We start from the raw sequence: 14,017 nt of genomic DNA on the forward strand, positions 1-14,017 counted from the left end.
ATGCAAGCAATCCCGACTGACCAACATGTTTTTATAGCTGGTAAAACAGGTAGCGGAAAATCGTTTCTTGCTGAGGTTTACCTAGCCGGGTACGACCATGTGATTATGTTAGATACGAAAGGACAGTCACTTGAGAGACGGAAGAAAGGCGAGAACCTATGGTATGGGTTAAAGGAAGGGAAAGACTTTGTACTGGTCGAGACACTGGAAGAAGTAGCCGAAGCCCGCACGAAAAAGGTAATTTATTGTCCGATTCCGGAAGAGCAAGATGAAGAGTATTATGACGCGCTTATGAAATGGGTGTATGAGCGACATAACACAATTTTATGGATAGACGAGTTAATGCAAGTTTGTCCAAGTCCAAGTAAGTATCCGTATCATATGAAACACCTCTATCAGCGAGGACGCTTTGTGGATTCCGTCGTATGGGCATGTACACAAAGACCTGCAACGATTCCATCGGATATTATGTCCAACTCTACACACTTCTTTATTTTTGATTTGAATAAAGTGGCGGATAGAAAACGTGTTGCTGATGATTTGGGGTCTGATATGTTTATGGACAAACCGGGTTATCGTAATTTCTGGTATATGCGGGATAGCGATGACGAACCTGTCCGCGCCACTTTGAAACTTTGAAAGGGGGTGACAATGTGGAGGGTAAATTTGCAGGGGTCGGACTCAAAAATATTATTGTGTTATGGCTCATGTTTGTACTGTTAACAGTCATGGCGAAAGCAATTTTAACAAAACATCCGGTTCGTGGACTTAGTGAAGTTGTCCAAGCCGTATAGGAGGTGTGACATGCATTTATTAGAAGTTATTGTTCCGACGGCTATGTCGTCATTTGCTCTAGGGATTATAGTAGGAGCGAACATCATGAATTGCAATGGATTTAAGAAAAAGTAAGAAAAAGGAGGAAAAGAAAAATGGGAAAACTATTTAGCCCGTCATGGTGGGTATCTATGTTTATCAACACATTTGTGACAATGATTTTCATTTATTTAATTAAAAAAGGTTCTGATAAGTATAATATTCCGGTTGTAAGACCGATTGCGGAGGCGGTATAACATGCACGTAGTTACTATTTATGATGGAAATATGAATCGTATTAATACACATTTCACGGGAAGTAAACCAACATTTGAGCAACTTGCTGATTTCAAAAATCGTTATGAAAATGCGGAATATGTGGAATCAAATGAACGTTTTGCTGACTTTGAAATTCGTGAAGGCGAACGAAAAGAACGTTTAGCGAATGAAGCAAAGCAAGCGGAACTGGAACGAATCAAACGTGAACAAGGCGCGGGAAGCGGACTTGTTGAAGGAGGAACAAACTAATGGCACAACAGAAAGAGCAATATTCACCGCAACAACGCGCAATGATCTGGGCGACGTCAACACGACAATACAAACAAACATTACCAACGCAAGTTGTTACACAAGAAGGTATGACGCTTGATTTCACATTACCGAAAGCGCGTCTATTAACAAAAATCATGCTACATGTAAAAGCCGTAGCCACGTTGAAAAGCTCTAGCGGGAACATTCAACGCGACCCAATGTCTCCATATGGTATTTTACGCCGAGTAGAACTCAACTTAAATAACGGCTTCAGTCCTTATATTGTATCAGGGAAAGAACTGTTTATGTATAACGTTTTACGTAATCATCCGGACGTATTGTTACCAGGTGCGAATAAACAATACTTAAACTATGTGGAAAACGTAGCAACAACAGCCGGGAAGGACAATGAAATTCAATTTACAATCCCAATCCCTGTTAGTTTAAATGAACGTGACCCGGTCGGAATGGTTATGCTGCAAAACAACACGGCTAACGTAAACTTATCAATTGCCGTTGACCAATTAGCAAATGCATATAAATTAAATCCATCAAATAATGACCAAGTCATATTTAAATCTATGTCCATTACACCAGAGATCGAAACATTCTCTATTCCGTCGATTCCGGGCGGGCAACCGGATATGTCTGTACTGAAACTCGTACAATCGAAATCGGACATTTTCAGTGGCGGTGGACAAAACATTTTAAAACTAAACGTAGGGACGATTTATCGTAAACTCATACTCTACATCGAAGACTTAAACGGGAAACCATTAGAGCCAAAAGACTTCACGGGTAATATGGAACTTGTCTTTAACCAAGCGGACACGCCTTATAATATCAAGCCGGAAATACTCGTACACGAAAGTCATAGTAATCTAGGCTATCCACTTCCACCGGGTATGTATTGCTTTGACTTCTCATTCCAAGGTGTACCAAACCTCGGAGGGTCACGCGACTATGTGGATACGGAGCGTTTAACAGAATTCTGGTTCCGCTTCAGCACGCAAGTAGGCGGGAAAGTCACTGTCGTATCGGAAACAATATCACGACTACAAATGTAAGGGGCTTTATGCTCCTTACCTATTTATAAGGAGGGAACAGAATGGGACTGAATCATTTCTATCACGATCTATACCCGGATACGGGTTTCAATACGACAAGTGGAATCACCGTAGCGGAAATGGGTGACCAAGTTGTATTAGTGGATGAAAAGGACATCAAGACAGATGTGAAACCGAAGTCCGACCCAGTGACAGGTGCAAGCATTTGGAAGTCCATTGGTTTATTCATCATTATCATAATCGCATTCGGTTATGTGGCGGGGAGGTTGTAAGTCATGAATGAGATTGCTCAATTCATTAGTCAAGTGGGATTCCCGATTTTCACGGCTATTTTTATGATGACAAAACAATCAAAGGATACACAAGCTATGACGGGTGCGTTAACTGATTTAAAGATAGCAATTGAAAAGAATGGTGGCGGTAAGCATGAGTAAATCATTAATCCTAGTTGTTGCCATTCTTGCTTTATGGTTCTTTGTAATTCGAAAGAAAAAGGCGTGATGACATGTGAACAACGACGCGAAAGGTTTAACGTTTCTCACTCTATCCCTTTTATTTTTATGGCTCGTGTTTGACGACTTTGTCGGAAAGAAACGTCTATCAAAATTGGCGCAAATGATGACGCCGGACTTATCAATGCCTAGCCCGGGGGAAGTTGCTGAGAAAGTGGTGGACGGTGCGAAAGAGTCTGTAAAAGAAACAACAAAGAATACAAGGGAAGCGCAAAAAGAAGCGGATAAAAAAGCGGGTGAAATTCTGTTTGAAAAACCTGCAAAGAATGAAAAAGACCCCAAAAAGAAAGAAGTGTTAGAACGTCTTTCCGAACAGAGCAAGAAACGTGCCGAAACGAACGCGTATAAAGATAAGGGGTGGCTCGGATACAGTTGGGAGGACTTATTCGAGGATACGTGGGGTACGGTGAAAGGGTGGTTTAAATGAAAGAATTTACGGAGTCAATGCCATTCGTCATCTTCTTTATGTCCGTGACCGTCCTATTGCAATCCTTTACGAACGAGCGTGTAACAAATGGATTTTTGCTACTCGTATTAATGAGTATGGTTGTTACAAATTCGGACAAGTTTATAAAACTATTAAATGAGGTGAGAGTATGACAAAAGTATTCGACATGATCGCGGGAATTGGAATGCTCATTGGTATTTATTTGTTCCTTTCAAATGGTCGAGAAACAGTGTCAATCATTGAAGCGATGGGTAAAAACTCAATTGCGGGCATTAAAACATTACAAGGACGATAGGAGGGTTTTATATGGATTACAAGCGCGACAATTTAAATCGTCACGCGTTCCAAGCGTTGGACAAGCCCGTATATGAACCCTCTATCAGATTGAACGTGGAGTTTGACGAGTACCTCGGCTCTTATGCGTTACTGGTGAAGCATACAGCAAAGCAGCCAAAAATGGTTGTGGCTGACCCGGTAAAAGAACCGTGGGAGAAAACACGACCAAACTTGCAAAACGAACAAATCCGAAGAGAGGATTTCCCGCAAGGCTACTATTTCGGGAATCCCATTATGGGGGTGTAGGGAATGCCAGAATTTGAAAGACTCGACCCTCCTGCAAGCGGTGGGAGTGGCGGAAAACATAAACCGAAGTTTGACAAAAAACAAAAGATGCTATTACTAGGAGGCGGAATTGCCGTCGTCCTAGTGGCTCTTTTTATGAATAAGGCAAAGCATAGCGGTGGTTCATCGCAAGAAGCCGTAGAGGAAGAATTGAAGGACTACTATACAAACTATCCAACGCTCGGTAGTCAAAATGCTGTTGTGCAAGATGGAATGAACACGCTTGTCGGGCGACAAGAAGAATTGCTTAATTCCATTTTAGAACTGCAAGGGAAGAAAGACCCTGCTGAACTAACAAAGATTTATGTCACATTCGATAACAGTGATGAAGCGTTAAAACGTCAACAATATTTAATTAATTCTGGAGCAAGTACGACATATGTCAGAAAACAATTCATTAAAGATGGATGGGCGGGCGCGAAGGATTACTATGTTGTGGAAGCATACGGAAAAGACCGTCAAGAAATGGCTGACCTTGTGAAAAAAGGTGTCCAAGACAAACAATGGGGCGGAATGGAAGTCGGGAAAGTGAAGACCGGGGACGCACCAAGCTATGGCGCACATTCTAGGAGTTATTAATTAATGGCTCTAGATGTTAGACCATTCATAAACGACGCCCAACGAATCCAAAAAGAAACTGGAATCCCTGCTTCTATTATTCTCGGTCAAATGGTGTTTGAATCTAGCGGAAAGAATCCCGGCGGAATGTCCGGTCTTGCCTATAATGCTAAGAATCTATTTGGCATTAAAGGTGTCGGACCTGCCGGAACACATACTGTATGGTCACAAGAGTATGATGCGGGCGGTGGTCGTGTTTCTGGATTCCGGAAATATAACAGCTACTATGAGTCGATGGCTGACCATGCTCGGTTGCTGCAAACACCGCGCTATGCGTCCCAACTAAAAAATGCGAAGACATTTGAGGACTTTGCGCGCGGGATTAAGGCGGGCGGATACGCGACTGACCCCAACTATGCGGGACAATTGATATCTATTATTAAGCAAAACGGATTAGACAAGTATGACGACGGGACGCCATACACCGGAGAGGGAAGCGTTCCTGCCGGTGGAGGGAGTGATAAACGTGGAATATTCACAAGTGTCGCTAATGGAGTCATTCGCGCCTTGCTTATCTTATTGGCTTTTGTGGTTTGTGTTCTCTTTTTTGCCAAGGCATTCCCACAAGTGGAAGCTACGGCAAAGAGCGGAGCAAAGAAAGTTACAAAGTCATCCTCACGATCTAGAGGATATAAAAAAGTAAAACCGAAAGGCGGTGCTACGAATGGCGGAACTACAGGGACTCAAACTAAACGACAAGTTGAAGCAAGTATATGACAAGGCGTTATCCCTTGGTTTGCGATTCACAAGCGGATACCGCCCCGGTTCTACCGGACCAAGCGGGAGACCGGATAGCCATTCCCAAGGCATGGCTATGGACTTCGCGGGTTCGAAAGATAAAATGGACGAATTTGCGAAATGGGCGAAAACGTCACCGCTATTTACGGAAGTGTTATGGCAAACTGCTGGACACTACGATCATGTACACGTCGGGTGGCAAGAGGGAAAACACCAAGCCGGAAAGATGTACGTAGGCGATAAAACATTGATCGACAGGCCCACGGGTGACGGTGGCGGTGCCCTAAGCACGGGGACGGCTTCCCCAAATTCCGACAAAGGATTTATCACAAGTGCATTTGTTGGAATCGTTCGTGCTGTTATGATTCTTGTCTTTCTGATCGTAGCTGTATATTTCTTCTTCCAAGCATTCCCGGATATAAAAGTAAAAGTATTTTAAGGAGTTGAAAAACATGTTAAAGGATAATACATGGCGTGAGGTCACGCTCACACTACCGCCTAAAATGGCGTATACACATCATTTCATTGATACAAACCCAAACCATTATGACATTAACAATCTATCTGTAGCGACGCTATACGCGGGCGTTCGTGTCCTACCAAGTCTAAGAGAATACGAATTACTTGTACCGGGTAATGGACGAAACATTTTAGCAAGGAAAGAAGGTTCTTCCCAAATCCAAATTTATAACGATAGTGCGGATGCTGCAAGAATCATTTTAACATCGTTTAACGAACCGTTTAACCCTGCTGTACTAGCAAATAGCGGAAGTGTTGCCCCGATTTCAAACGGTGGCGGTGGGGTAAGTGATACCGTCACGGTAAAAGGATTTACAAGCGCGTTACCTGCTGGGAATAACAATATAGGTAAAGTAGTTGTCACGGAAATGCCTACCATTCCAATTGAGTTTAAAACATTACCATCGGGTACAAATATGATTGGTAACGTAGGTGTCACGAAACTACCGCCACTTGCTGAAGGTGAAAGTCATATCGGAAGTGTGAATGTACAAGGTGGGGTTTCGATTTCCAGTATGCCACCTGTACAGGTTACGAATGACCCGGTGCGAGCAAGTCACTTCTATTTCGAAGCAATGATCGGGACAGGGAACTATGTATGCAATGTAGGTGACGTCATTAAATTCTCGTACTTAGTGAATGAAGGTGACACCGATCTATTCCTAAACTTTGATGATAATACATTAAATCCAAATTTATTATCCGGTAAGAATGTAACCATTCGTTTGAAACCCGGTGAACAATTATCAGAGTTTACGAGAAAAGCAAATAAAATAACATTTGTGCGCCAATCCGGAAATGGAATGGTTCGGCTGTTAGGGGTGTAATAGATGGGGCTTGTTAAACCATTTCCAGTTATAGAAACAAAAACAAAGAGGATACCGCAAACGAGCGAAAGACCTCTTTATTATAGGGTTGCTAGAATCCAATCAAGAAACCCAGTTGATAGCGCGGAAGGGTCTGTTCTTCAAGGACAACTTTTCCCGCAAAGTAACTTTGGATTCACGGGTACAACGCAACCGTTATACACCTTTTCATTTGGTGTTCGAAACGGCGGGCCCGCTTCACTTATCAAACCATCCCTACTAAAAGTAGGAGATTCCCGCGAAGATAGTTACCGTTTTGAAATATACAAAGACGGGGAAGGGTTTCATGTTCTTTATCTTGTTCTATCTCCCTATTCAAAGGGTGGTGTATTCGTCTATCATGCAATTGAATGTAAAGAGTATTTTGAGGTGGACACGGAGTTTACCGAACGTGGATATACCCTTGTTTGGTCAAGTGTAACAGGTGATACACAAGGCGTATATGAAGGCGGGCGAAGACTATTAACGGAAAGCAAAGCCGAAGAACTCTATTTGAAAAAGAATACAATTGGATTCCGTCAAGTGGCACTAGACCCCGCGACAGGTTTTTACCATCGTGGTGACGGGTTACTTTATACCAAGCGAGGGGACATTGTAACACTATTCGGTGACCTGCTACATGGTAACGGTGGTGCTTATAAAATCGTGGGACGTGTACCGAAAGAGTTTGCCCCGTTATACGAAACAGTTATACAGGCTATGTATTCGAAAGCTGATTCCACATATGGAAGTATGACAATGATCGTAGACCAAGCCGGACAAATTATACAAATGGAAAATAGGGTGAATGGTGACCCGACTATTAAAATATTTACCTATTGACATGTAATAACATTTATGAAATATGATATACAAAATTTTCTAAAATTAACTATTGACAATTTGGAAAATTTATTGGAATTTCCAAAAGGAAAAGTGTGACAAGATATTCCAAGGGTGCTATAATAGGAAATGAGTTGAAAACGAACACGCGTTTTATAGATGTTCGGTTTTTGTAACATAACTGTAACATAAAAACATTTGCATTACTGGTAACTTTCGGGTAATATTGGTAGCAGAGAGGGACAAACGGGACAAATCGAGACACGATACATACTCTCTATACAAGTGAAAAGAAGGTGGTGCATATGTAATATGAGTAAACTACTGACTGCGCAAGAGGTTGCAGACTTATTGCGTGTTCATAAAAAGACTATCCATAGAATGATACATTCTGGAAAGTTAGACGCTTCTAAGGTAGCAAACAAATTCCTTATTAAAGAGGAAGATGCAAAAGGACTATTGGAAAATAAAAATAAAATGGACAATTAATAGGAGGAATATTCAATGGAAAACAATACTAAACAATTAAATAATGAGGTTAACGAAATCGCGGTAGTGGACGAGCATGTAAATACAAATGACATCGTGACAGTGGACAAGGTGTCACCATCTATTTTCGAAGCGGATGGAGCTAAAGATGTATTCTTCTCATCTATTCAAAGTAAAGACCGTAAATCAGCTATCAAAGTTTACAATGCTATCAACTCTAGCGAAAATCCGTTAGCAGATCATAGAGGTGAAGTTTTACAAATCACGGACATGGTTGCTCATGCGATTACATTAGAAGATGAAGTTACGAAAGAAAACGTGGACGCGCTACGTGTTGTATTAGTAGCGAAGGACGGAAAAGCATATCACGCAATTTCACAAGGTGTCGTTTCTTCTATTCAAAAGATTATTAGCATTGTAGGTCCAGCACCTTGGAACGAACCTTTAGAAATCGTTCCAGTGGAAGTAAAAACACGTAAAGGTTTTAAAACATTAACTCTACAACTACAAGGCTAATTGGTAACAAATGAATGAGGGTACACATCGTGTATCCTCTTTTTTAAAACACAAAAGGACGGTGCAGACGTGAACGCTATTAAAAATTTAGTTCAGGTATCTATTCGAACAAATGAGCGAGAACTAGAATTTGTATCTTTTAATGGAATGGTGCATTTGAAACAAAAGTTAGAAGATGATGAAACATCGGTTGTGTTAACAAAAGAAGAATTAGGGGTAGTTGCAGCTATGTCTAACATTGATAATGTGATAGTAAATTTAATGGACTCTATTACAGAAAAGAAAGCCATGTAAGCCAAAGACCTGTGACCTAGTTGTTACGGGTCACATGGTTTTATAAGTAGGTGATACAATGGCAAATAAACGGTTAAAGAAGAAATTAGAAACCAAACGTAAAAAGTCGTTACTTGTTTCAGAAGGTTATAGTAAGAAAGAAACAAAGAAGTTGAAAGGTAGAGAGTTAGAAACTGTTTATAAAAAGAAATCTCATAATAGGAAAAATAGAGAGCGTGCTAGAGAAATAGCAAATCTAGCAAAACAGTGGGGGCTATCACCGAGTAAGTATAATTCTTGGAAGAAGTTACTTCCAGAAATAGAGAGAATTAAAAAAGAACAAGATGGGGAAGCGCCTTTTCTATTAATATACTATCAAGATTTTACAGGTGAGACAGATAGTAAGTTTATATACGATTTTAAAAAGAGAAACAGTACAAGGTCACGTAGTCAAATTACAAAGTCTATAATAGGTTGGTTACAGAATGCGCAAAATAAACTCTTTTTAGGAAGGGTTGCTATGCGTGTAGTTCCAAAACGTGATGTATCTAAAACAAATACACTATGGAAGAATCATGGTTATGTAAAGATATATGTAGGGCAAGGAAAAGACCTAACAAAACTACTAACAGCAATAGAGACGATTATGGTTGGTGTGTATGATGTAAAAGAGCGTGATAGATATTTAAAAAAGGATTTATTACCTAAGCTACGTTCCTTACCGTATAAGCAGGCGCACAGGAATGCAGATGAGATACAAAAGATATATGATGTAAAATCACATGGGAAAGACTGGTGGGATGATGATGGTTTCAACTAATAGAAAAAAGCGTAGAGAGATTAAACTCTTTACGCTAGATACTGAAACACGTGGTTTGGACGGCGACGTGTTTCGAATTGGACTATTCGATGGAAAACAATACTATACTGGCTATACGTTTGCAGACGTATTACCAGTGTTTGAAAAGTACAAAGCATATGACTGTCATGTGTACATACATAACTTAGACTTCGACCTTTCTAAGATCATAGCAGAGTTGCGTGACTATGCCGAACCGACATTTGATAACTCGCTATTTATCAATGGTAATATAGTAACGTTTACCGCTTCTCATATTATACTACATGATAGCTTTAGATTGCTACCGTCTTCACTTGAAAACTTATGTAGAGATTTCGAGCTTTTAGAAGATGGAAAGAAAGATATTGTCGATTATATGGAAGAGAATCATTTCGGCATCTATAATGTAAAAAATCACAAAATGAATCATCGACTTACAAAAGGAAACTTCTTCAAAACAGTAGACAAAGATGACCCTGTATTATGCGAGTATATGGAGTATGACTGTCGAAGTCTATACAAGATTTTAGAAATTGTTATAGGACTTTCAAATTTGGACATTGAACATTTTGTTAATTGTCCAACTACGGCTTCACTTGCTAAAACAGTTTATAAGGAACAGTATAAGAAGGATTATAAAGTTGCTATTTCAACGAAACAATACAATCATAAACAGTTAGGAAAAGGACTAGAAGCCTTTGTTAGACAAGGTTACTATGGTGGTAGAACGGAAGTTTTCACGCCTAGAATAACAGATGGATACCACTATGATGTAAATAGTTTATATCCTTATGTTATGAAAAATGCTGAAATGCCGGTGGGCTATCCAAATGTACTTGATAGTGAAGAAGCGCAACTATCTTATGATCTATGGAAAAGAAGAAGATTCGGAGCAGGTTTTATACATGCAAAGGTATACGTACCAGAAGATAAATATATACCTGTCCTACCGAAAAAAGATTATACTGGTAAGTTAATTTTTCCAGTTGGTAGAATAGAAGGCGTATGGACATTTCCGGAACTTGCATTAGCAGAAGCGGAAGGTTGTATAATAGAAAAAATTGAAAGTGGCGTTGTGTTTGAAAAGACAAGTCCTATATTCCGCGAATTTATTTCTCATTTTGAGCAAATAAAGAATAGCAGTAAAGGCGCAAAGCGGACATTTGCTAAACTAATGCAGAACGCCTTGTATGGAAAGTTTGCTATGCAAAGGGAACGTATCATGTATGCTGACGTGTCACAACGTGAAAAGCTTGAGGCAGAAGGACATACAGTAAGTAAAATCATTTATGATATGAATGGAATTTATATGGAGTTTTTAGAGTATGACGGATATGCAATGGCAGAGTATATACAACCTCATATTTCGGCTTATATTACTTCTATTGCTAGAATTATATTGTTTAAAGGTTTGAAGTATGCACATGCAAAAGGGATTCTTGCGTATTGTGATACGGACAGTTGCGCAACAACTACAAAGTTTCCGGACAAGATGGTACACGACAAAGAATATGGGAAATGGAAGCTAGAGGGATATGTTATTGAGGGGCTATATTTTCAACCTAAAATGTATGCTGAAAAAACAATTGAGGGTGGAAAGTATAAGGAAGTATTACGAATGAAAGGCGTTCCGAAATGGGTAGTAGAGGAACAACTAGATTATAATACGTTTAAAAAATGGTACTTACAAGTAAAAAGAGGAAAAGCGGAAATTCCTATTTATAAAGGCGGAGAACGTGTCCAAAAGTTTTTAACGAAATCTAAAAATAATATTGAAATGAATGAACTAGCGGAAATGCATAAGACAATTAATTTTGCTAGGGAGCAAAAAAGAAATATTGATCTAAATAAAAATATCACATCACCTCTAGTTCGTAATGATTATGGGGAAAATAAGGACGAAAAGTCAGAATACGAGTTTGATGAATGGTATGAAAGATTGGAAGAGTTTAACGATGATATGAATGCGGTAGAGGAACTTTGTATGAAGTTTGGAAAGATACAAATACCAGAGAAAAAACAAAGAAAGTTATACGGTTTATATAAAGAGTATTCTTCAAAAGCGAAAGCCATGTGCTTCTCTAATGAGGGAATGCCAATCCAAGATTGGTGTAAAAAGACAGGATGGGACATGAAAGAACTATTAGGCGAATTAAGTTTCTTATAATAGGGAGTGACGAAAATGTTGACGCCAAGGGAACAGGATACGTTAGAATGTATAAGCGGGTATATGGAAGAGTTTGGGTTCGCGCCGAGCGTGCGAGATATGGCGAGTCGAATGTACGTAAGTCATAAGACAGCACATCGCTATTTAATGCAATTGGAAAGTAAAGGACGAATTAGGAGAGTACATCAAAGACCTAGAGCCATCCAGTTGTTATAAGGAGGGAAAGGTATGCGTGACAAATTGCTTGACTTTATCATCGAACTATCACAATCTAGCACACAAGTCGTAAGCAAGGCATATGTCATCGACAGGTTAATGCAAGTAACAAAAGAAGACTACAAGGAACTAGAAAAGAATGCGGAGGGGAAGAAGGGTGAAGGATGATTTAATATTGTGGTTACGTGAACTAAAGGTCACGAAAAGAGATCACTATAAAACAGAAGAAATAATTAGTAGATTAGAAAGTATCGTTTGGGAAGAAATAAAGATACATGATACACCTAGCGGAAATAGAGAATATAACTATGATGTACAAAGTTTATACCCAGAGGTAAGGAAGGACTAGCAAAGTTGCTAGTCTTTTTTATTTGTCCAAAATGACACACGTGTGACGTTATGAGGAACACTCGTTCGTATTATAGTATACATATACCAAACAAACATTCGATAAGGAGTGAGATACATGGACGACTTTAACGAATTTAAAGATGTGGAATCTTGCAAAATTATTATAAAAAATCTTATTTATTATGCGTCATTGATTATGACAAAAGAGCAACTATTAAAATGGGAAAATTCCATGCTATACGATGGTGAAGTGAAAGAAATGATTAGCACCATGTCATCTAGTTTGCATAGTCATCAACGCGCATATAAGGAGGGAAAACAAAATGATAGACATGCTAAAAGCAATTGAAGAAAATCCCTTTCGAGTACGATTCGGAGACGGACAATTCTTCGCCAAAAAGAAGGAAGAGGAAGACGTTGACGACATCGAAGACGATGAGGAAGAGGAAGAAGAGGAAGAAGAAAAGCCGAAACCAAAACGCAAACCAAAATCAAAAAGCGAGGAGGAAGCACCAGCATGGGCACAAAAGTTGATAGACTTAGTGACGCCGAAAGCGGAGCAACAACAGGAAGCGCAAAAGGTACCAGTACCACCGAAACCAAAAGTAGAGGAAGACGAGGAGCCGGAAGTGGAGGAAGTGGAGGAAACGGACAAGGCGAAGAAAAAGGGCTTCCTAAATTGGCTGTTTTAGACGTTCCCGGTAAAGAAGCGGAAATGTCTGAAGAGGAAAAGAAGCTAGAAGAGAAGCGCAAAAAGGACAGGGAACGAAAAGCCCGTTCGCGCGCGAATACAAAATCTTCTTCCCGATCTAGCGGGAAATCAAAAGCACCGTCAATGGAAATCTTGCAATTGAAACCAATTCTAATGACAGTGTCACAAATGGTGGCTACCCGTGAAGGGTTTGAAATATGGGCTTTAAGTGAAACAGAAATTAATACGCTATGTGAACCGATAGAGAACATGTTAGCAAAAACCGCAGCACTCGAAAAAGTCGGGGAAAATAGTGACGCGATTGCTCTTGCTATCGCATGCTTTACAATCTTTGTACCAAAATTCTTAATGTGGAATGCCACAAGAAAACAGAAGAAAGCGCAGGTGGTAACAAATTATGCTAAATCAATTCAGCCTACCGGAAACACCGGGGCAAACAAAACAGGAACGACTGGAGCAAGTAGCGGACCAAGTGTTGGAAAACCTTCCACTTCCAGTCAAGCTTTTAGCGGGGAACTCAATCAACTCATTCCGGCAAGCGCTCCATTTTGAGGACTTTGACGAACAAATCGACAATGGACTTGAAAAGCTGAAAGAAGTGATTGACTATGTCCAATACGGTACTTATCCGGGCGAGTAGGTGTATCTATTCTATTCCGCTTGATGATTGGCGTACAAATTGGTGTCCGTGCTTACCAAAACTGGACGAGTGGTTTGTAACGATTGGTGAGAAATATGTGGTCTTTGAATACGGCGATATTTGCCACCGTATGGATGAGCATTATTTCAACACGTTACTACCACGTATCCCCTATTCGTCACGATTTAAGGCGTTACGAAATGGAAAAGGTGTATTGCGCACGGAAAGGAGTTACAGCAAGAAGGGAATGAAGAAAC

28 protein-coding genes are annotated in these 14,017 nt (G+C 40.0%); all 28 read left to right on the forward strand.

The features are described from left to right. The coding region (locus tag ACXKY9_RS30380; protein WP_016090421.1) for a hypothetical protein at window positions 1–639 on the forward strand (639 nt) is incomplete at its 5' end. A gap of 14 nt (window positions 640–653) precedes the next feature. Further along, the gene (locus tag ACXKY9_RS30385; RefSeq protein WP_023901797.1) at window positions 654–794 is read left to right on the forward strand and encodes a hypothetical protein; all 141 of its coding nucleotides are present in this window, start codon (window positions 654–656) and stop codon (window positions 792–794) included. A gap of 135 nt (window positions 795–929) precedes the next feature. Then, on the forward strand, window positions 930–1,070 hold the full coding sequence (locus tag ACXKY9_RS30390; protein WP_015976766.1) for a hypothetical protein: 141 nt from the start codon (window positions 930–932) through the stop codon (window positions 1,068–1,070). Between the two features lies 1 nt (window position 1,071). Further along, on the forward strand, window positions 1,072–1,341 hold the full coding sequence (locus ACXKY9_RS30395; protein WP_087972999.1) for a hypothetical protein: 270 nt from the start codon (window positions 1,072–1,074) through the stop codon (window positions 1,339–1,341). Further along, the gene (locus tag ACXKY9_RS30400; protein ID WP_016090417.1) at window positions 1,341–2,411 is read left to right on the forward strand and encodes a hypothetical protein; all 1,071 of its coding nucleotides are present in this window, start codon (window positions 1,341–1,343) and stop codon (window positions 2,409–2,411) included. Before ACXKY9_RS30395 ends, ACXKY9_RS30400 begins: the two co-directional genes overlap by 1 nt. A gap of 41 nt (window positions 2,412–2,452) precedes the next feature. Next, entirely contained in the window at window positions 2,453–2,683 is a 231-nt protein-coding gene (locus tag ACXKY9_RS30405; RefSeq protein WP_000523934.1) for a hypothetical protein, read from the forward strand. Window positions 2,684–2,686: 3 nt separating this feature from the next. Then, a complete protein-coding gene (locus tag ACXKY9_RS30410) occupies window positions 2,687–2,845 on the forward strand; it encodes a hypothetical protein (protein ID WP_001002156.1) in 159 nt (52 codons plus the stop codon). Between the two features lie 73 nt (window positions 2,846–2,918). Continuing rightward, window positions 2,919–3,350, forward strand: coding sequence for a hypothetical protein (locus ACXKY9_RS30415; protein ID WP_015976770.1), 432 nt, complete (start codon window positions 2,919–2,921; stop codon window positions 3,348–3,350). After that, complete coding sequence (locus ACXKY9_RS30420) at window positions 3,347–3,523, forward strand: hypothetical protein (protein ID WP_000657808.1); 177 nt, start codon at window positions 3,347–3,349, stop codon at window positions 3,521–3,523. The genes ACXKY9_RS30415 and ACXKY9_RS30420 overlap by 4 nt, the downstream gene beginning before the upstream one ends. Further along, complete coding sequence (locus ACXKY9_RS30425; RefSeq protein ID WP_000169698.1) at window positions 3,520–3,666, forward strand: hypothetical protein; 147 nt, start codon at window positions 3,520–3,522, stop codon at window positions 3,664–3,666. Before ACXKY9_RS30420 ends, ACXKY9_RS30425 begins: the two co-directional genes overlap by 4 nt. Before the next feature lie 11 nt (window positions 3,667–3,677). Further along, a complete protein-coding gene (locus tag ACXKY9_RS30430) occupies window positions 3,678–3,953 on the forward strand; it encodes a hypothetical protein (RefSeq protein WP_015976771.1) in 276 nt (91 codons plus the stop codon). 3 nt (window positions 3,954–3,956) lie between these two features. Further along, on the forward strand, window positions 3,957–4,571 hold the full coding sequence (locus ACXKY9_RS30435) for a hypothetical protein (RefSeq protein ID WP_015976772.1): 615 nt from the start codon (window positions 3,957–3,959) through the stop codon (window positions 4,569–4,571). A 3-nt stretch (window positions 4,572–4,574) separates the two neighbouring features. Next, window positions 4,575–5,327, forward strand: a complete 753-nt coding sequence (locus ACXKY9_RS30440; protein ID WP_015976773.1) for a glycoside hydrolase family 73 protein — start codon at window positions 4,575–4,577, stop codon at window positions 5,325–5,327. Then, on the forward strand, window positions 5,275–5,787 hold the full coding sequence (locus ACXKY9_RS30445) for a hypothetical protein (RefSeq protein ID WP_021729042.1): 513 nt from the start codon (window positions 5,275–5,277) through the stop codon (window positions 5,785–5,787). Before ACXKY9_RS30440 ends, ACXKY9_RS30445 begins: the two co-directional genes overlap by 53 nt. A gap of 13 nt (window positions 5,788–5,800) precedes the next feature. After that, window positions 5,801–6,694 (forward strand): hypothetical protein, encoded by an 894-nt coding sequence (locus ACXKY9_RS30450; RefSeq protein ID WP_176887180.1) that lies wholly within the window; start codon window positions 5,801–5,803, stop codon window positions 6,692–6,694. A 3-nt stretch (window positions 6,695–6,697) separates the two neighbouring features. Beyond that, entirely contained in the window at window positions 6,698–7,555 is an 858-nt protein-coding gene (locus tag ACXKY9_RS30455; RefSeq protein WP_488898569.1) for a hypothetical protein, read from the forward strand. Window positions 7,556–7,867: 312 nt separating this feature from the next. Beyond that, window positions 7,868–8,044 (forward strand): helix-turn-helix domain-containing protein, encoded by a 177-nt coding sequence (locus ACXKY9_RS30460; RefSeq protein WP_015976754.1) that lies wholly within the window; start codon window positions 7,868–7,870, stop codon window positions 8,042–8,044. 15 nt (window positions 8,045–8,059) lie between these two features. Next, the gene (locus ACXKY9_RS30465; RefSeq protein ID WP_081143358.1) at window positions 8,060–8,560 is read left to right on the forward strand and encodes a hypothetical protein; all 501 of its coding nucleotides are present in this window, start codon (window positions 8,060–8,062) and stop codon (window positions 8,558–8,560) included. A 69-nt stretch (window positions 8,561–8,629) separates the two neighbouring features. Beyond that, window positions 8,630–8,854: a hypothetical protein gene (locus ACXKY9_RS30470; RefSeq protein ID WP_081143359.1), complete on the forward strand. Its 225-nt coding sequence runs from the start codon at window positions 8,630–8,632 to the stop codon at window positions 8,852–8,854. Window positions 8,855–8,912: 58 nt separating this feature from the next. Then, window positions 8,913–9,653 (forward strand): hypothetical protein, encoded by a 741-nt coding sequence (locus ACXKY9_RS30475; protein WP_087972990.1) that lies wholly within the window; start codon window positions 8,913–8,915, stop codon window positions 9,651–9,653. Next, window positions 9,616–11,841: a DNA polymerase gene (locus ACXKY9_RS30480; RefSeq protein WP_228161272.1), complete on the forward strand. Its 2,226-nt coding sequence runs from the start codon at window positions 9,616–9,618 to the stop codon at window positions 11,839–11,841. Before ACXKY9_RS30475 ends, ACXKY9_RS30480 begins: the two co-directional genes overlap by 38 nt. 15 nt (window positions 11,842–11,856) lie before the next feature. Continuing rightward, window positions 11,857–12,057 (forward strand): LexA family protein, encoded by a 201-nt coding sequence (locus ACXKY9_RS30485; RefSeq protein ID WP_000957403.1) that lies wholly within the window; start codon window positions 11,857–11,859, stop codon window positions 12,055–12,057. Between the two features lie 12 nt (window positions 12,058–12,069). Continuing rightward, window positions 12,070–12,225, forward strand: a complete 156-nt coding sequence (locus tag ACXKY9_RS30490) for a hypothetical protein (protein WP_170921274.1) — start codon at window positions 12,070–12,072, stop codon at window positions 12,223–12,225. After that, window positions 12,215–12,406, forward strand: coding sequence for a hypothetical protein (locus ACXKY9_RS30495; RefSeq protein ID WP_021729031.1), 192 nt, complete (start codon window positions 12,215–12,217; stop codon window positions 12,404–12,406). Before ACXKY9_RS30490 ends, ACXKY9_RS30495 begins: the two co-directional genes overlap by 11 nt. A gap of 117 nt (window positions 12,407–12,523) precedes the next feature. Further along, complete coding sequence (locus ACXKY9_RS30500; protein WP_087972995.1) at window positions 12,524–12,757, forward strand: hypothetical protein; 234 nt, start codon at window positions 12,524–12,526, stop codon at window positions 12,755–12,757. Continuing rightward, on the forward strand, window positions 12,732–13,100 hold the full coding sequence (locus ACXKY9_RS30505; RefSeq protein ID WP_087972997.1) for a hypothetical protein: 369 nt from the start codon (window positions 12,732–12,734) through the stop codon (window positions 13,098–13,100). The genes ACXKY9_RS30500 and ACXKY9_RS30505 overlap by 26 nt, the downstream gene beginning before the upstream one ends. After that, entirely contained in the window at window positions 13,088–13,672 is a 585-nt protein-coding gene (locus ACXKY9_RS30510) for a hypothetical protein (RefSeq protein WP_021729034.1), read from the forward strand. The genes ACXKY9_RS30505 and ACXKY9_RS30510 overlap by 13 nt, the downstream gene beginning before the upstream one ends. A 56-nt stretch (window positions 13,673–13,728) precedes the next feature. After that, window positions 13,729–14,017: cytoplasmic protein (locus tag ACXKY9_RS30515; RefSeq protein ID WP_488898570.1), on the forward strand; the 289-nt coding region annotated here is incomplete at its 3' end.

The organism is Bacillus sp. 2175 (assembly GCF_057812155.1).